Consider the following 15,032-nt stretch of genomic DNA (forward strand, 5'->3'; position numbering starts at 1 on the left):
CAAAGGGAAATTCAGTCCGGGGCGGCGGTGCTGCCGCCCCGGATGCGGTCTGTATCAGTCGACCTGCTGCGGACGCATGTCGTCCTTGCTGATGCCGGCAACCTGAACCGGCTTCTTCATCGCGTCGCGACGGAAGGGTTCTCCCAGTTCCTGGTTCAGCACGACTTCGATGAATGTGGTCACACCATCTTCCATCTGCTCCTTGACGGCCGTGTTCAGCACGTCGGTCAGCTGTTCCATCGACGTGGCCTGAACGCCTTTCAGGCCACAGCCCTCGGCGATCTTGGCATAGTTCACGTCCAGGTTCAGTTCGGTGCCGACAAAGTTGTCATCATACCACAGGGTCGTGTTGCGCTTTTCCGCACCCCACTGATAATTGCGGAAGATGATCATGGTGATCGCCGGCCAGTCGCCGCGGCCACAGGCGGTCATCTCGTTCATCGAGATCCCGAAGGCACCGTCGCCGGCAAAACCGACAACCGGCACATCAGGGCAGCCGATCTTGGCCCCCAGAATCGCGGGCAGACCATAACCACAGGGGCCAAACAGGCCCGGTGCCAGATATTTGCGGCCCGCTTCAAACGACGGATAGGCATTGCCGATGGCGCAGTTGTTGCCGATATCGGACGAGATGATGGCGTCCTTGGGCAGCGCCGACATGATCGCACGCCAGGCCTGGCGGGGCGACATGCGGTCGGGCTGGCGGTTACGCGCGCGCTCGTTCCAGGTGATGCCCTCGTCGTTGTCATCCTCGTGATCCATCGAGCTGAGTTCCTGTGCCCAACGCGATTTGGTCAGGGCGATCAGCTCTTTGCGCTCCTTGCGGCCCTTGTCGCCTGCACCGTCAGCCAGTTGTTCCAACAACTGCGTGGCAACCAGTTTTGCATCACCCTGAATAGCCACATCAACCTTTTTGGTCAGACCGATCCGATCGGAATTGATGTCGACCTGAATGATCTTGGCATTCTGCGGCCAATAGTTGATGCCATAGCCAGGCAAGGTCGAAAACGGGTTCAGGCGGTTGCCGAGAGCCAACACCACGTCGGCCTTCTGGATCAGCTCCATCGCCGCCTTACTGCCGTTATAGCCCAGCGGGCCTACGGCCAGAGGGTGGCTGCCCGGAAAGGCGTCATTGTGCTGATAGCCACAGGCCACCGGCGCATCCAGCGCCTCGGCCAGCTTGGCGCTGGCATCGATGGCACCGGCCAGGATCACACCGGCACCGTTCAGGATTACGGGAAATTCGGCCTGGGACAACAGTTTTGCGGCATCGGCAACAGCCTTCGCGCCACCGGCCGGACGTTCCAGGCGGATGATCTGGGGCAGCTCGATATCGATGACCTGGGTCCAGTAATCGCGCGGGATGTTGATCTGGGCCGGGGCGGACCCGCGCCATGCTTTTTCAATCACCCGGTTCAGGACCTCGACCATGCGCGAAGGATCACGCACTTCTTCCTGATAGCAGACCATGTCCTCGAACAGTTTCATCTGTTCGATCTCCTGGAACCCGCCCTGACCGATGGTTTTGTTGGCCGCCTGAGGCGTCACCAGCAACATCGGCGTGTGGTTCCAATAGGCGGTTTTGATCGGAGTCACGAAGTTCGTGATGCCGGGGCCGTTTTGAGCGATTGCCATCGACATCTTGCCGGACGCGCGGGTGTAGCCATCCGCGATCATCCCACCGGATGTTTCGTGTGCACAGTCCCAGAACTTGATCCCCGCAGCCGGGAACAGATCGGAAATCGGCATCATCGCGGACCCGATAATGCCAAAGGCATTGTCGATACCGTGCATCTGCAGAACTTTGACAAAGGCCTCTTCTGTCGTCATTTTCATGGTGTTTTTCCTATCGTTAGAGTGTCAGAGAATTTCGTCGCGAAGGTAGTAGTAGGGATACATCATCCGTTGACCCAACCGGCGGAAGGGCGTCAGGACGCCGTGGCTTGGAAGCGGCGAGGTAAAGATGGGGAGGTCGAGTTCCTTTCCCTCGCCGGCGACCAACTGCGCCAGACGCTTGCCGGCCTGGGCGGAATACATCACGCCGTTGCCGCCATAGCCCAAGGCGTAGAAGATCGTTTGTTTCTTGTCCGGCTGGAAGATGCGCGGCATCATGTCATGACTGACATCCACCCATCCCCACCAGGAATAATCAAGGTCAATGCCGGTCAGCGCAGGGAACTTGCGGTAGAGCCCCTTTTGCAGAAGCGCCAGGTGCTTCGGGTTTTCGGCATCTGGCCCGGTGATCGCACTCCGGCTCCCGATTTGAACCCTGTCGTCGGGCAGAAAGCGGTAATAGTGCCGCAGCGTGCGCGTATCGGTCAGCGGTGATTTCACCTGAAACCCACACGCGGCCTTCTCCTCTTCGGTCAACGGACGTGTCACGATCGAGTTCGACAGGATCGGCATCAGCCGGTGCTTGGTCTTTTCGTTCAATCCCGGAGGGGTATAGCCCGCTGTCGCCAAAGCCACCGCACGCGCGCGCACAGTGCCGCCGGGTGTTGTGAGGTGATGCACACCGTCCTTGATCTTCCAGCCCATGACGGGGCTGGCTGTATGGATTTTTGCACCCAGTTTACGCGCCAGGCGCACATAGCTGAACGCCAGCTTCGCCGCATGAATGCAGGTGCCATCCGGCTCCCACATCGCACCGAATGCCTCTTGATCGCGGACGTGGTTTTCGTGCAGTTCTTCGCGTCCGATAATCCGAGAGCCATAGCCGAACACCTCGTTCAGCAATGCGCTTTCTTTTTCAAGCTTCGGCATCACCCTTTCGCGGTGCGCCAGATAATAATGCCCACCGGTTTGCGGATCGCAATCAATGTCATCGGAAGCGATCAGGTCGTTGAAAAGCTCAAACGCCTCGGCCACTTCGGCGTGCATCTTCTTGGCGACATCGACGCCCCAGCGTTGGATCCACTGCGATCGCTTGAGGCGGCCGGAAGAGATCTGCGCCTGCCCGCCGTTGCGCGTAGAGCAGCCCCACGCGACCGTGTTGGCCTCCAGAACGGTCGCCTTGATCCCATGCTCTTTGGCCAGATGGATGGCCGTCGACAGACCGGTATAGCCCGATCCAATCACCACAACATCCACGTCCATGTCACCGGACACAGGACCGTCATCTTCTGGCGGAGCGCCTGCAGTCCCAATCCAGTAAGTTGGCGCAAAATCCCGGTTGTGACCGGGGCCCGCGTCTATGATCGGATCATAGCGCGGGTCGTAGCTGGCCTTGGGCCAGTGGCGGGGTCGTTTTGAATCAGGCATCGAAATGCTCCGTAAACCGGGTGAAAACTATGCTTTGAATGGCGGCCGGGATTTGCGCAGCGCCTGCTTTACGATGATCTTGCCATCGCGCAGAGTGAACAGGTCAGCGCCCTGCGCCTCGATACGCATTCCGTCTGCTCCGGTGCCGGAGAACGTCCATTCCGAAACCGCGCGATCCCCATGCACAAAGTGACTATGGTGATCCCAATGCGCGTCTTTCATACCCGCCCAAACGCCGGAAAACGCTTTGGCAATTGCTTCGGCACCTTCGATCTTGGCACCATATGCGTGGTCACCGCCGACCGCATAAAAAACGCAATCGTCTGCAAAGTGGGTCATGACCGCATCAACGTCGTGACGGTTGAACGCGTCAAAGGTGTCTGCAAGATCTTGTGGAGTTAGAGTCTTAGACATGTAGTGTCTCCTTATCTGAGCTATTTGTCGGTGTTGTAACCGTCGTCCTTGTAGGGAACGATGAGTGTCGGGATGTCGGCACGCCGGAGCACCCGTTTTGCCACTGTGCCGAGGAACGTGTGAGTAAAGCCGTGGTCGTGTGCGCCCAGAACGATCAGATCGCAGTCCAGCTCACGTGCTCGCCGCAGGATTGCCTCTGCTGGGTAGCCCTCGATGATTTCGATGGATGTGACCTGGTCGCGAATTTTCGCGTCGTTCCCGGTTAAGGATCCCCAGAACCGTTCCTGACGTTCAGCCAGCAATTTGTGGACCATTTCTCCGCGACGTTCGGTGGCCTGTTTGCGCGATTCCTCGTTCAGCACGAACATCTCAAGAGCCACCCGCGCGTCATCAGACAAAGGTTCGCTCACATGCAGAACGTGGATCTCGGCTCCGGTGACCTGGGCCAGGCTTGCAGCATGTCTGAGCGCATAGGTAGAGTTCTGCGACAGGTCTGTTGCAAATAGAATATTGCGGATTGTCGGTTTCATGAAACCATCCCTTCTGTTGGATCAGTAGCCGAACATCCGCGGAAGCCAGAGCGACAGCTCGGGAAAGAACGCGATGATGAAGATGGCCGTGGTGTTGATTGCAGCAAACGGTAGAGCGCGGACGGAGATGTTCTCGATCGAGATGTTCGAGATGCCAGACGCGATGAACAGGTTCTCTCCCAGCGGCGGGGTCTGGAAACCGATTCCCAGTGTGCAGATCATGACCACACCGAAGTGAACTGGGTCGATCCCCATGTTGTATGCCACCGGTAGCATGACCGGCACCAGGATCAGGATCGCCGCCAGCGTTTCCATGAACATGCCGACAAACAGCAGGAAGAAGATAATCAGCGCCCAGATGACATAGATGCTATCAGTCAGCGACAGCATTCCATCCGCAATGATTGCAGGGATCTGGTTCTCCACCAGCAGCCGGCCGAAAACGGTGGCGGTAAACAGGATCAACAGCACCCGCCCCGATAGCCATGTTGTGGTTTCAAGGGCACGGTTCATCGTTTCAAAGTTCAGTTCGCGGTAGATGAAAATCCCCACAAAAAGCGTATAGAATATGGCGACGATCGCTGCTTCTGTGGGCGTAAAGAAGCCCGAGTAAATACCGCCCAAAATGACGACCGGTGCCATGAGCGACCAAAACCCACGGTAGAGTTCGCATAGGATATTGCGAGCGGACCAACCATCGGAATTGCCGGTGTAGCCATGCCTTTTGCACATGATCCAATTCATGATCAGCAAGCTGCCCGCAATGACGAAGGCCGGGATGAAGCCTGCAATAAACAGCTTGGAAATCGAGACAGTCTGAAATGTGCCATATTTCTCGACTGCCTCAGCCGGGGCCATCATGCCCAAAGCCGCGATACCAAATATCACCATCGGAATCGAAGGTGGAATAACGATGCCCAGACCACCGGCGGATGCCGTGACAGCCGACGCATAGCCACGGTCATAGCCGCGCTTGATCATTGCCGGTATCATCAACATACCGACAGCTGCGGTCGTCGCCGGACCCGAGCCGGAAATCGCGCCAAAGAACAGACAGCCCATCACGGTCGCGGCAGAAAGTCCGCCTGTAAATGGCCCCGCCATGCTTTCCGCGACATTGATCAGGCGTTTTGAAATGCCTGCCGCTTCCATGAGCGCCCCGGCAAGAATGAATGCAGGCAATGCCATCAGCGGAAAGGATCCGACGGACGTAAACGCGATCTGGACGAACTTGATCGGATTGTCGCCCAGGTACAGGAATGAGATTAGCGATGAGACCCCCAACGCCACGGTGATCGGTGCGCCCAGAACCAATAGGCCCAGAAAGCTGCCGAACAGGATTGTTACGATTTCATTTTCCATGGAAGTGTTCCCCAGCGCGCTCAGGCATCTTTGTCGGATTTGAAGTCATCAAGGTCGATCTTGTCTGGATCACGCACATCAACGTCTTTGACCAGCTTGAGGTAGTTCACCTGAAGAATGCGGATCGTCATTAACGTGAAGGCAATCGGCAGCACCATGTAGATCCATTTCATCTCGATCCCGAGGGTCTGAGACTTCCAAAACTTGTTCATCTTGTTGAAGACAAAGTCGTAGGCGAGGTAGACAAAATAGATGTTGAAAAATATCCAGAAGAGATCGGCAAACCCTTCAATCCATTTTATCCACCCGCGCGGCAGCATGCCGAATTGGAAGGTTACCCGATTGTGGGCACTCATCTTGGCCGCGTAGCTGGCCCCGAAGAAAACGAACCACACAAACATGTAGACAGAGAGTTCTTCTATCCATGAGAACGAGTGATCAAAGACTTCGCGTGAGATGATCTGCGTAAATAGAAGCGCCACAAACATCACGAGCAAAGCGCGACAGATATAGCTTTCGATATTGTTCAGGGCGTTCCAAAAACTTGTCATTCCAGTGCCTCCTCCCAGGTTGGTAAAGCGCGCGGAACGCGCGCTTCTGTTCTGTCGTGTTTCAGTTGACAGGATCGCGACCCAGCGCGGTCAGCACATCGTTCAGCTTTTCGACACCGCCGATGGGCTCGTAAAACTGAGGCCAAACAGCTTCGGTCGCCAGCTTGATGAATTCGGCTTCATTATCTGCTGGATCGGAGATCTCCATCCCGCGTGAAACCAACTCTGCCTTGATGGTCTCTTCCTCGTTGCGCAGAAATTGTACCGAGAAATCGGTCGCAGATTTGCCAGCCGCCAGGACGGCCGCCTGATCTTCAGACGAAAGGCCCTGGAAAACCGCTTCAGAGACAACCAGCGGTTCGATCGAGAACAGATAGCGCAGGTTTGTGATGTATGTCTGAACTTCGTCGAACTTCATCGCATATACGGTGATATAAGGGTTGTCCTGACCGTCCACGACTTTCTGCTGCAGACCTGTAAAGGTTTCCGACCACGCCATCGGCGTCGGGTTGACACCCCAAGCCTTGTAAGTGGCGATCATGATTTCGTTCGGTGGAACCCGGATCACCAGGCCCTCAAGATCAGCTACGGTTTTGACCGGACGGGCAGAGTTGGTGAGGACGCGAAAGCCGGAATAGGCCCAGCCGATGATCCGCACGCCAGCGTCACGCACAGTATTTTCGACCATCTCCTGACCGATCGGACCCTGTGTTACGGTAATGGCGTCTTCAAGGCTCAGGATCACGTAAGGCAGCGTCAGGGTGCCAACGGACGGCGAAAATGGCGTGATATTGTTGATGGCCAGAATCGAAAAATCCAGAGTACCAATGGACAGATCGTTCACAGTTGCCTGCTCGTCGCCGAGTTGTCCGTTCAAAAACAAGGATGCCGTGTGATCCGTGGTTTCCTCAAGCGCTGCGATGAACGCCTTGCCCAATGCCTCCTGAGTGCCACCGGCACCGTCGCCGACCGCGATATTGAAACTGTCAGCCTGGGCCGCACACATGCTGAGCAATACCGATGCCGCAGCGGCTGTTGTGACGGCGTTGAACCGTGAAAAGATTGTCATGAAGTCCTCCAATTGTTGCCTGCGCTTGAGCGCACTGCCTGTGGGGAATTCTCCTCGTCCGCCCCCAAGCTGACTGCTCGATAGGTGGATTCGTTAACGTAGCGTTAGGGCCAGATCTATTATTGACTTAGACCAGATCGGACAACACAATCCGAATAATGCCCAAAGTTCGCATCGCCCCAGAAATTTTCTTTCTCGACCGCACCTCGGGGCGGCCGCTGCAGTCGCAAATAAGAGAAATCGTTGTGGCGTCGATCTTATCGGCGCAGGCTTTGCCCGGTGCCTTGATGCCATCTTCCCGCAAGCTGGCCGAACATCTCGGCGTCGCACGAATGACTGTGTCGCTGGCCTATCAAGAGCTGGTGGACCAGGGTTATCTTGAGACGCAGAGCCGAAGCGGATATTTGGTCGCCCATACCGATGCCGTTCCGCGCCTGTCTGCCGATGGCGTCGGCAAACCCAGTGAAAACAGCGAAGCCTGGAGAAATGTCGTCTCGGAATCTCTCCAGGACCGTCGGCGAATTGTTAAGCCCAAGAACTGGCGCAGCTTGCCTTATCCCTTTGTTTTCGGCGAGATGGACGCAACTATCTTCAACCATACGGCTTGGCGGGGATGCGCGCGTCAAGCGATGGGGACCCGCGACTTCGATGCCATGGCAAGCAACGACGCCACCGATGACCCCCTGCTTGTCAATTATGTTCTGTCCCGGATGCTGCCGCGTCGAGGAATAGCGGCACGCCCAGAACAAATACTGATAACGGTTGGTGCCCAAAACGCAATCTGGCTGGCTGTCGAACTCTTAACCCGCGCGCCCCTAAAAGCGGTCTGTGAAAACCCGGGTTATCCGGACACCTTGCAGGCGCTGCGCTGGTGCGGTGCGCAAGTCTCGATGGTGGATGTAGACGACCAGGGATTGCCACCCGAGAAAATACCGGAAGAAACTCAGGCTGTTTTCGTGACACCGAGTCACCATGCGCCGACCGGGGCAACGATGTCTCGCATGCGTCGCACGCAGCTTCTTGAGCAGGCTCAAGCCCGCGACATGGTTATCATTGAGGACGATTACGAATTCGAAATGAGTTTCCTCGAGCCACCAAGTCCGGCCTTGAAGGCAACAGATACCAACCAACGTGTCCTATACGCGGGCAGTTTCTCCAAAGCGCTGTTTCCTGGACTCCGGCTGGGATATCTAGTCGGACCAGCGCACGTGATCGCCGAAGCCAAAGAACTTCGCTCAATGATCTTGCGTAATCCACCGGGGCATCTTCAACGAACAGCGGCATACTTTCTGGCGCAGGGGCACTATGACTTGCTCATTCGCGACATGCGCCGTCAATTTGCGCGGCGCCGCAAAGTGATGGTTGACGCTCTTGGAAAGACAAACCTCGAGATTGCAGGTGCCGCCCAATTCGGTGGCAGCAGCCTTTGGGTCAAGGCCCCAGCAGGCATCGATACGGAAAACCTCGCCACCAAGCTTATTGACGACGGAGTGGTTATCGAGCCGGGCGCTCCCTTTTTTGGTGGTGGCAATGTGCCGACAGAATATTTCAGACTCGGCTATTCATCGATTCCAATTGAGCAGATCGAGACAGGAGTTCGTCTGATTTATGATAGAATTCTGGATGAATCCGCCTCCGGTTGAAAAACGGTGGCTGTTGATTGCACGCCAGTGGGTGGCTCCAAACGGCGCATCCACTGCCGTGCAGACCAGGGCTGCGCCGCAGGACCTATGCTGGCGAACTGCGGCAAGAGGAACGCAACGGAGACCGCTCCGCCACGACGTCGACCGTCGCGCGGGCTCCAGTGTATTCGCCACGGCCTGCGCCTTGGCAACATCCGACCAACGCCGGTGACCTGACGCATAGATCTCGAAATCCAGCGGTTGCGAACCGCATATGTCGCGCAGATTGCGAAATCCACTCCGCATCGTGAGATGGGCAAGACCTCGCGGCACGAGCATGCCGCTACAACCCGGGGTCGCGACTGCACTTACAAATCTAAGCGCGCTGCCGGTTCCGTTATTGATTTTTGGGGACGGTGCGACAAGGACTGTTCCAGCGGGTGGGAGTTGATCGAGGTTGGCCAGACACTGAAGACCGTACTTGCCGGCACCATGCAGAAAGTGTGCGCGGGGTATGGAGGAACATACTGCGCCCCTGCCCTGCATCCGTCCCGGCTGTCTCGGTGCCAAAACCACGAATATCGCCCTCGTCGGTCAAGAACCGGATCCCCTCTGGCGTGGGGCCAGATGAATCTGGCCCGTCTTCTCTCATGTCGAAGCACTCGGAACCAGAGCGTTCGGACCAAGCAGTCCGCATCAAGACCCAGACGCCCGCTGGAATTCCTCCATTCACAGTTTCCCGGAGTTTGATAAAATTTGGCGTGAATGCAAAATCACCATTCGTTGCCGCGCCCGCCGAGCAATCAATAACCACGACCGGGCCGACAAAGCCCTCAACGGGAATTTCATCGACCGACCCATTGGGCAGATCGCGCCGGGAAATCCAGTGCGACGGCGCATCGAAATGTGTGCCGGTTTGCTCTGACAGAGTGATGTTGTGCCACTCACACGCAAGGCCGCGATGATCATGTGAGCTGATCTCGTCCATGCGAAAGCGGGCACATTTCCCAAATTTCTGCGGCAGGATAATCACGGGGAAATCCGGGGCCAACGTATGGGTCAGATCGAAGATTTTACAGCACCCAAAGCGGTGCCAGCCGCAAGCTTTTCGAGATTTCTCATGTGCCTTCGCTCCCAAATACCATTTCCCGTGCTGGCATTTTTGGATCCCGCCGCCAGCGGGCGCGCAGATCTTTGGCGATATCACGGCACCACACATCTCCAGCCCGCCCCGCAGACCTTCACTGACGTAGTGTCAGTGCCGGTGATGCGCCGGACACGCCCTTTCCCGCCACCGACCTCTCCGACGACGTGAAATCAGTGATCGCCGAAGGCCAACTGCCCCCCCTGCGCCCGATGCTCCGATCAACATGGTCATGCGGCTGTACTGGCCCGAGAACGCCGCTCTGGACGGGGACTGGCCGCCGCCCAGAATATCGGTTGCCAGATAAGCCCGCCGCAAGAAAAGGGCGCGAGAAAAAATGGTGCAGACCTTCAAGAACGTCTCTCTCATCTGCGTAACCGTTTGGCCTGCACGCACTGATGCCGCTTGGGCGGGTGGCCAACAGCTGGAACGACACCGACGCCGGATTCAGAGAAGACCCGAAAGAGGTGCCGTTCGCCGCGGCGCCTGTCGTATTTACCGGCGTCTTGCGCAACTTGCGCCCGGGAATGCAGGGCTTTGTGCCCTCGTCCGTAAGGGTCTCTCGGAGCAAATCCACGTCATTTCCTCTGTCAGCGAGGAGCCGCTCGGCCTTTGGCTGGCCGTTGATCAAGGCAGCAGCGCCGGTATGATCGCTCAGGTGACCTGCGGTGATGACGAAACGGATCGGAGGTCCGCAGATGTCTGTGACCGCGTGCAGTCTGATGTTCATGCCGCCCTTGGCACGGCCACCCTCTCGGGACACTGCTGCGCGATGCCCTGCCGGGCAGTAGATTTCCGTATTGCAGCCCTGACGGCGTGCGTGGTCGTGGCACAACCATGACGAACCTGTCCCATAGTGCGTCCTTCCAGGCCCGAGAAAGGGTCGCACCATCAAACAATGGGGTCATACAGCCAACAGTCAGGCTGAATCACTGATCAGGTTCAGGCTGGCGACGCCGCATATGAGGCGCAACCAGTTTCGCGAAGCGGCTTATCATCTTCTGTGCGGCTTCGGGATCGGATGTAAACCGCTCCTGAAGGTGCAAACTGCGCAAAAATACCCGACAGATCGCCCAGAGTTCAACCACATCTTCGTCAGTGCCATTGGTCGATTGATAGACACGAAGAATGTCTTGATTGATGTCATCATTGTATTTCTTGAGAACCGGCTCGACCTTGTCGCGCAACTTCTTGTCCGTCCGCGCTGTCACCAGTATCTCGACCATGGCCCGACCCTCAGGCCGGTCCACTACCTTGGACCACAAGCTTAGAAGATCGTTTTCCATTGAAACGCCGCGCGCAACTGTGTTGCGGCGCGCCGCGTTTTGGCTTTTGCCCGTCCGCGTTGGAGCAAGAAGGCGCGACAGAGTGTCCGCCATCAAATCCTCTTTGGTCGCGAATTGGTGCATCAATGCCCCGCGCGAAACCTCGGCACGCTCCTGCACACGCTGGATGCTCGTCTCGGAATATCCCATGTCATCAAGACAACTCACTGCGGCGTCACAAACCCGGCGGCGGGTATCCTCACTGCGCTGTTCCTGACGATTTGGAGGGGGATTTGAAGATGTACGTTCGGTCATGCTGGGCACTCTGAGATTGCAGTTGCGTTTCGTATATTACGATACTAAAGAAACAGACTATACGGTTTGTATGTGGGACTGGAAAACATGTCGCGTATTTTTAAAGTCGGCGGTGCTAGCGGTTTTTGGGGTGAAGCGCCATCCGCCACAGCGCAGCTTCTGTCATGTGATGTTGACGTTATCGTATATGATTATCTCGCTGAAATCACGATGTCCATTCTCGCACGGGCCAAGGCGCGCAACCCTGAAATGGGGTATGCTCCCGACTTTTTGAGCGCCGCCATCGGCCCAAATCTAGACGCCATCTCAGCCAAGGGCGTCAAGATTATCTCCAACGCAGGCGGCCTGAACCCAATGGCTTGCGGTACGAAGTTACGCACCATGATCGCGGATGCCGGGCTTTCGCTGAAGGTTGCCGTTGTGACTGGCGATGATCTGACAGACCGCTTGCAGGACTATGCAGATTCAGGTGTGACCGAAATGTTCTCCGGCGCTCCATTTCCGGCAATCGAAACCATCGCCTCTGCCAACGCCTATCTGGGCGCATTCCCCATCACCGAAGCTTTGGCACAGGGCGCAGACATTGTCATAACAGGACGCTGCGTGGACAGCGCAGTCACGCTGGGGGCATGTATTCATGCCTTCGGGTGGACGCCGACTGACTATGACAGGCTGTCGGGCGGTGCGCTCGCCGGTCACATTCTGGAATGTGGCCCTCAGGCCACCGGCGGCAACTTCACCGATTGGGAGGATGTCGGTGAAGGAATGGAAACGATCGGCTATCCGATTGCTGAAATCGCGAGCGACGGATCATTCGTCGTGACCAAACCCGAGGGCACCGATGGTATCGTCAACATCGGTACCGTGAGCGAGCAGATGTTGTATGAAATCGGCGATCCACAGGCCTATCCGCTGCCCGATGTAATCTGCGATTTCTCGACCGTCCGCATCACGCAGGAGGCACCCAATCGGGTGAAAGTAACCAACGCCACCGGGCATGCGGCACCCGACGGGTATAAGGTCAGCATGACCTACCAGGATGGATTTCGCGGTATCCAGTTGTTTGGTTATTATGGTGCAGATGCGCCGCGCAAAGCGCGCATGTTCGCAAAGGCGACATTGAACCGTGCCACTGCTACTCTCGCCCGCGCCGGTTTCGATGGGTTTACCGACACCAATGTCGAAATTCTCGGAACCGAAAGTCAATTTGGAGACCTGGCGCGCCGGGAAGACACGCGCGAAGTAACGCTTAAGATCGCGGTAAGCCATCCCGACAAAGCGGGCCCAGCGGCGATGTTCAAAGAGGCGGTCGGCCTTGCGCTTGCCTGCCCGCCCGGACTTTGCGGTCTGGGTGGCGGTCTGGGCAAACCGTCTCCGGTGGTGCGCCTATTCTCGTTTATCGCGTCAAAAGAGACCATCGACGTCGCGGTAAACCTTGACGACCGTGAAATACCCGTGGCGATTGCCTCTGGCGCGCCGTTCGATGCTGCCTCGTTGCCGCGCCCCACTGCTCCTGCCATTTCCGAACCGGGCCAGATCGAGGTGACCTTGCAGCAATTGGCCTGGGTCCGCTCCGGCGACAAGGGAAACAAGGCAAACGTTGGCGTGATAGCACGCAACCCGCATTATCTGCCCTATATCTGGGACGCGCTGAATGACACAACCCTGCAAGCCCATTACGGCCATGTTGTTAAGGGCCGCATTGAGAAATTTCTGCTGCCCGAAAGCCATGCCATTAACTTTCTGATGCACGATGCCTTAGCTGGGGGCGGCATAGCCAGCCTACGCAACGATCCGCAGGCCAAGGGTTTCTCGCAACTGCTTCTGGATTGTCCAGTGCGCATACCCGAAAGCATGACCAAGGAGCTAAAATGACTGTTTATGCGTCCCGTTTGTCATCGGCATCGGCCGATTTCACCGAAAACCGCACCGATATGCTGGTATTGGTGGACCGCCTCCGCAGTATCGAGGATCGCGCCCGAGCGCGCTCAGAGCAACGGCGCGAACGGTTCGAGGCACGCTGTCAGCTGACCCCACGCGACCGTCTGGCGAAATTGCTCGATCCGGGCATGCCATGGCAGGAGATTTACAATCTGGCCAGCTATCTGGTCGATGATCCAGATCCTGAAACCTCGGTGCCGGGGGCGTCAATGATCACCGGGATTGGTTTTGTCGGCGGCGTCCGCTCGCTGGTGGTTGTCGATGACAGTGGTATCAACGCCGGGGCCGTGACCACCAAATCGGTGGAAAAGGCTTTGGGGTGTTTAAAAATCGCGCAGCGCCAGAAGCTGCCGTTCATCCATCTGGTCGAAAGTGCCGGTGCCAACCTGATGGATTATACCGTCGAGTTATGGGCTCACGGCGGCGGCATGTTTCAGGGTCTGGCAAAGCTCTCGGCGATGGGTATTCCGGTGATCACCGTCCTGCATGGGCCGTCAACAGCGGGTGGCGCGTATCAGCCCGGCCTGTCAGACTATGTGATCGGTGTGCGCAAGAATGGCATGGCCGCATTGGCAGGGGCCGCACTGGTGCGCGCCGCCACTGGCGAAATTGCGACAGATGCCGAACTGGGCGGCGCCGAAATGCACGCCACGACCACCGGGTTGGTTGAATATCTGGCCGATGATGACGCCCATGGCATCGAAATGGCGCGCGATTTGATGACGCGCCTCGGCTGGAACCGCGCGATGAAGCGCTCGGCCAGTACCAGCTTCAATGAACCGCTTTATGATCCCGACGAGATCGCAGGGATTGTACCGGTCAATTACCGCAAGCCCTATGAAATGCGCGAACTGGCCGCCCGTCTTGTCGATGGCTCGGACTTTACTGATTTCAAATCGCGCTACGGCGTCTCCACGACCTGTCTTCAGGCGCGAATCCACGGGCACAATTGTGGAATTATCGGCAATAACGGCCCCATCGACCCGGATGGCGCGACCAAGGCCGCACATTTCATTCAACTCTGCGATCAATCGGATATTCCTCTTATTTTTCTTTCTAATACAACCGGGTACATGGTTGGGTCCGAGTATGAACATGCCGGGATGATCAAACACGGTGCCAAGATGATCCAAGCGGTCACCAACGTATCGGTGCCGAAAATCGCGCTTTATATCGGCGCCAGCTTCGGTGCCGGGAATTACGGTATGTGTGGCTATGCTTATGAACCTGATTTTCTGTTTACCTGGCCAAACGCCTTGACCGGCGTGATGGGGGGGGAGCAAGCCGCAACCACAATGGATCAAGTCGCCCGCGCCGGGGCTGCACGGCGCGGCATCGATGTCGCCGAAGATAAACTCAAGGCCCAGCGTGACCGTATAACCAAGCACTTCGATATACAGTCCGACGCATTCTATACATCCGGGCGCATGCTCGACATGGGAATGATCGATCCACGCGATACCCGCCGCGTTCTGGCCTTTGCATTGGACACCACAGCCGAAGCGCGCGCGCGCGATTTGCGCCCGAATTCCTTTGGTGTGGCGCGAATGTAATCCGC

At 57.1% G+C, this 15,032-nt stretch carries 12 protein-coding genes and 1 pseudogene; 3 read left to right on the forward strand and 10 right to left on the reverse strand.

The window, feature by feature from the left end; translation table 11 throughout:
- Positions 1-54: 54 nt before the first annotated feature.
- From xsc to NANH_RS0122875, 7 genes are all read right to left on the reverse strand, one after another.
- Complete coding sequence (gene xsc / locus NANH_RS0122845) at positions 55-1,836, reverse strand: sulfoacetaldehyde acetyltransferase (protein WP_027264119.1); 1,782 nt, start codon at positions 1,834-1,836, stop codon at positions 55-57.
- Between the two features lie 24 nt (positions 1,837-1,860).
- Entirely contained in the window at positions 1,861-3,261 is a 1,401-nt protein-coding gene (locus tag NANH_RS0122850; protein WP_027264120.1) for an NAD(P)/FAD-dependent oxidoreductase, read from the reverse strand.
- A 27-nt stretch (positions 3,262-3,288) separates the two neighbouring features.
- Complete coding sequence (locus NANH_RS0122855) at positions 3,289-3,675, reverse strand: nuclear transport factor 2 family protein (RefSeq protein ID WP_027264121.1); 387 nt, start codon at positions 3,673-3,675, stop codon at positions 3,289-3,291.
- Between the two features lie 20 nt (positions 3,676-3,695).
- The gene (locus NANH_RS0122860) at positions 3,696-4,205 is read right to left on the reverse strand and encodes a universal stress protein (protein ID WP_027264122.1); all 510 of its coding nucleotides are present in this window, start codon (positions 4,203-4,205) and stop codon (positions 3,696-3,698) included.
- A gap of 21 nt (positions 4,206-4,226) precedes the next feature.
- Positions 4,227-5,567 carry a TRAP transporter large permease gene (locus NANH_RS0122865; RefSeq protein WP_027264123.1) on the reverse strand — a complete coding sequence of 447 codons (1,341 nt, stop codon included), beginning with the start codon at positions 5,565-5,567 and terminating at the stop codon, positions 4,227-4,229.
- 20 nt (positions 5,568-5,587) lie between these two features.
- Positions 5,588-6,118 carry a TRAP transporter small permease gene (locus NANH_RS0122870; protein ID WP_027264124.1) on the reverse strand — a complete coding sequence of 177 codons (531 nt, stop codon included), beginning with the start codon at positions 6,116-6,118 and terminating at the stop codon, positions 5,588-5,590.
- 61 nt (positions 6,119-6,179) lie between these two features.
- A complete protein-coding gene (locus NANH_RS0122875) occupies positions 6,180-7,187 on the reverse strand; it encodes a TRAP transporter substrate-binding protein (RefSeq protein ID WP_027264125.1) in 1,008 nt (335 codons plus the stop codon).
- 158 nt (positions 7,188-7,345) lie between these two features.
- Between NANH_RS0122875 and pdxR the strand changes: the two genes are divergently transcribed.
- Positions 7,346-8,830: a MocR-like pyridoxine biosynthesis transcription factor PdxR gene (gene pdxR / locus NANH_RS0122880; RefSeq protein WP_027264126.1), complete on the forward strand. Its 1,485-nt coding sequence runs from the start codon at positions 7,346-7,348 to the stop codon at positions 8,828-8,830.
- Positions 8,831-9,206: 376 nt separating this feature from the next.
- On the opposite strand, the gene NANH_RS29475 is transcribed toward pdxR, so the two are convergent.
- The 3 genes and pseudogenes from NANH_RS29475 to NANH_RS27020 all read right to left on the reverse strand — a co-directional run bounded on the left by NANH_RS29475 (position 9,207) and on the right by NANH_RS27020 (position 11,533).
- Positions 9,207-9,947: a cyclase family protein gene (locus NANH_RS29475; protein ID WP_074920675.1), complete on the reverse strand. Its 741-nt coding sequence runs from the start codon at positions 9,945-9,947 to the stop codon at positions 9,207-9,209.
- Positions 9,948-10,423: 476 nt separating this feature from the next.
- Positions 10,424-10,701: pseudogene (locus NANH_RS29480) on the reverse strand (transposase); the annotation flags it as partial.
- 181 nt (positions 10,702-10,882) lie between these two features.
- Positions 10,883-11,533, reverse strand: a complete 651-nt coding sequence (locus NANH_RS27020) for a TetR/AcrR family transcriptional regulator (protein ID WP_081710525.1) — start codon at positions 11,531-11,533, stop codon at positions 10,883-10,885.
- An 87-nt stretch (positions 11,534-11,620) separates the two neighbouring features.
- Between NANH_RS27020 and NANH_RS0122890 the strand changes: the two genes are divergently transcribed.
- Complete coding sequence (locus tag NANH_RS0122890; protein ID WP_036051187.1) at positions 11,621-13,408, forward strand: acyclic terpene utilization AtuA family protein; 1,788 nt, start codon at positions 11,621-11,623, stop codon at positions 13,406-13,408.
- Complete coding sequence (locus NANH_RS0122895; RefSeq protein ID WP_027264128.1) at positions 13,405-15,027, forward strand: acyl-CoA carboxylase subunit beta; 1,623 nt, start codon at positions 13,405-13,407, stop codon at positions 15,025-15,027. The genes NANH_RS0122890 and NANH_RS0122895 overlap by 4 nt, the downstream gene beginning before the upstream one ends.
- The last annotated feature ends 5 nt before the right edge of the window (positions 15,028-15,032 follow it).

The sequence above is a fragment of the Sedimentitalea nanhaiensis DSM 24252 genome (assembly GCF_000473225.1).
Classification (GTDB): Bacteria; Pseudomonadota; Alphaproteobacteria; order Rhodobacterales; family Rhodobacteraceae; genus Sedimentitalea; species Sedimentitalea nanhaiensis.

Excerpts from the sequence above, each read along its gene's own strand:
- xsc (WP_027264119.1), bottom strand. The coding sequence starts at position 1,836 with ATGAAAATGACGACAGAAGAGGCCTTTGTCAAAGTTCTGCAGATGCAC.
- NANH_RS0122850 (WP_027264120.1), bottom strand. The coding sequence starts at position 3,261 with ATGCCTGATTCAAAACGACCCCGCCACTGGCCCAAGGCCAGCTACGAC.
- NANH_RS0122855 (WP_027264121.1), bottom strand. The coding sequence starts at position 3,675 with ATGTCTAAGACTCTAACTCCACAAGATCTTGCAGACACCTTTGACGCG.
- NANH_RS0122860 (WP_027264122.1), bottom strand. The coding sequence starts at position 4,205 with ATGAAACCGACAATCCGCAATATTCTATTTGCAACAGACCTGTCGCAG.
- NANH_RS0122865 (WP_027264123.1), bottom strand. The coding sequence starts at position 5,567 with ATGGAAAATGAAATCGTAACAATCCTGTTCGGCAGCTTTCTGGGCCTA.
- NANH_RS0122870 (WP_027264124.1), bottom strand. The coding sequence starts at position 6,118 with ATGACAAGTTTTTGGAACGCCCTGAACAATATCGAAAGCTATATCTGT.
- NANH_RS0122875 (WP_027264125.1), bottom strand. The coding sequence starts at position 7,187 with ATGACAATCTTTTCACGGTTCAACGCCGTCACAACAGCCGCTGCGGCA.
- pdxR (WP_027264126.1), top strand. The coding sequence starts at position 7,346 with ATGCCCAAAGTTCGCATCGCCCCAGAAATTTTCTTTCTCGACCGCACC.
- NANH_RS27020 (WP_081710525.1), bottom strand. The coding sequence starts at position 11,533 with ATGACCGAACGTACATCTTCAAATCCCCCTCCAAATCGTCAGGAACAG.
- NANH_RS0122890 (WP_036051187.1), top strand. The coding sequence starts at position 11,621 with ATGTCGCGTATTTTTAAAGTCGGCGGTGCTAGCGGTTTTTGGGGTGAA.
- NANH_RS0122895 (WP_027264128.1), top strand. The coding sequence starts at position 13,405 with ATGACTGTTTATGCGTCCCGTTTGTCATCGGCATCGGCCGATTTCACC.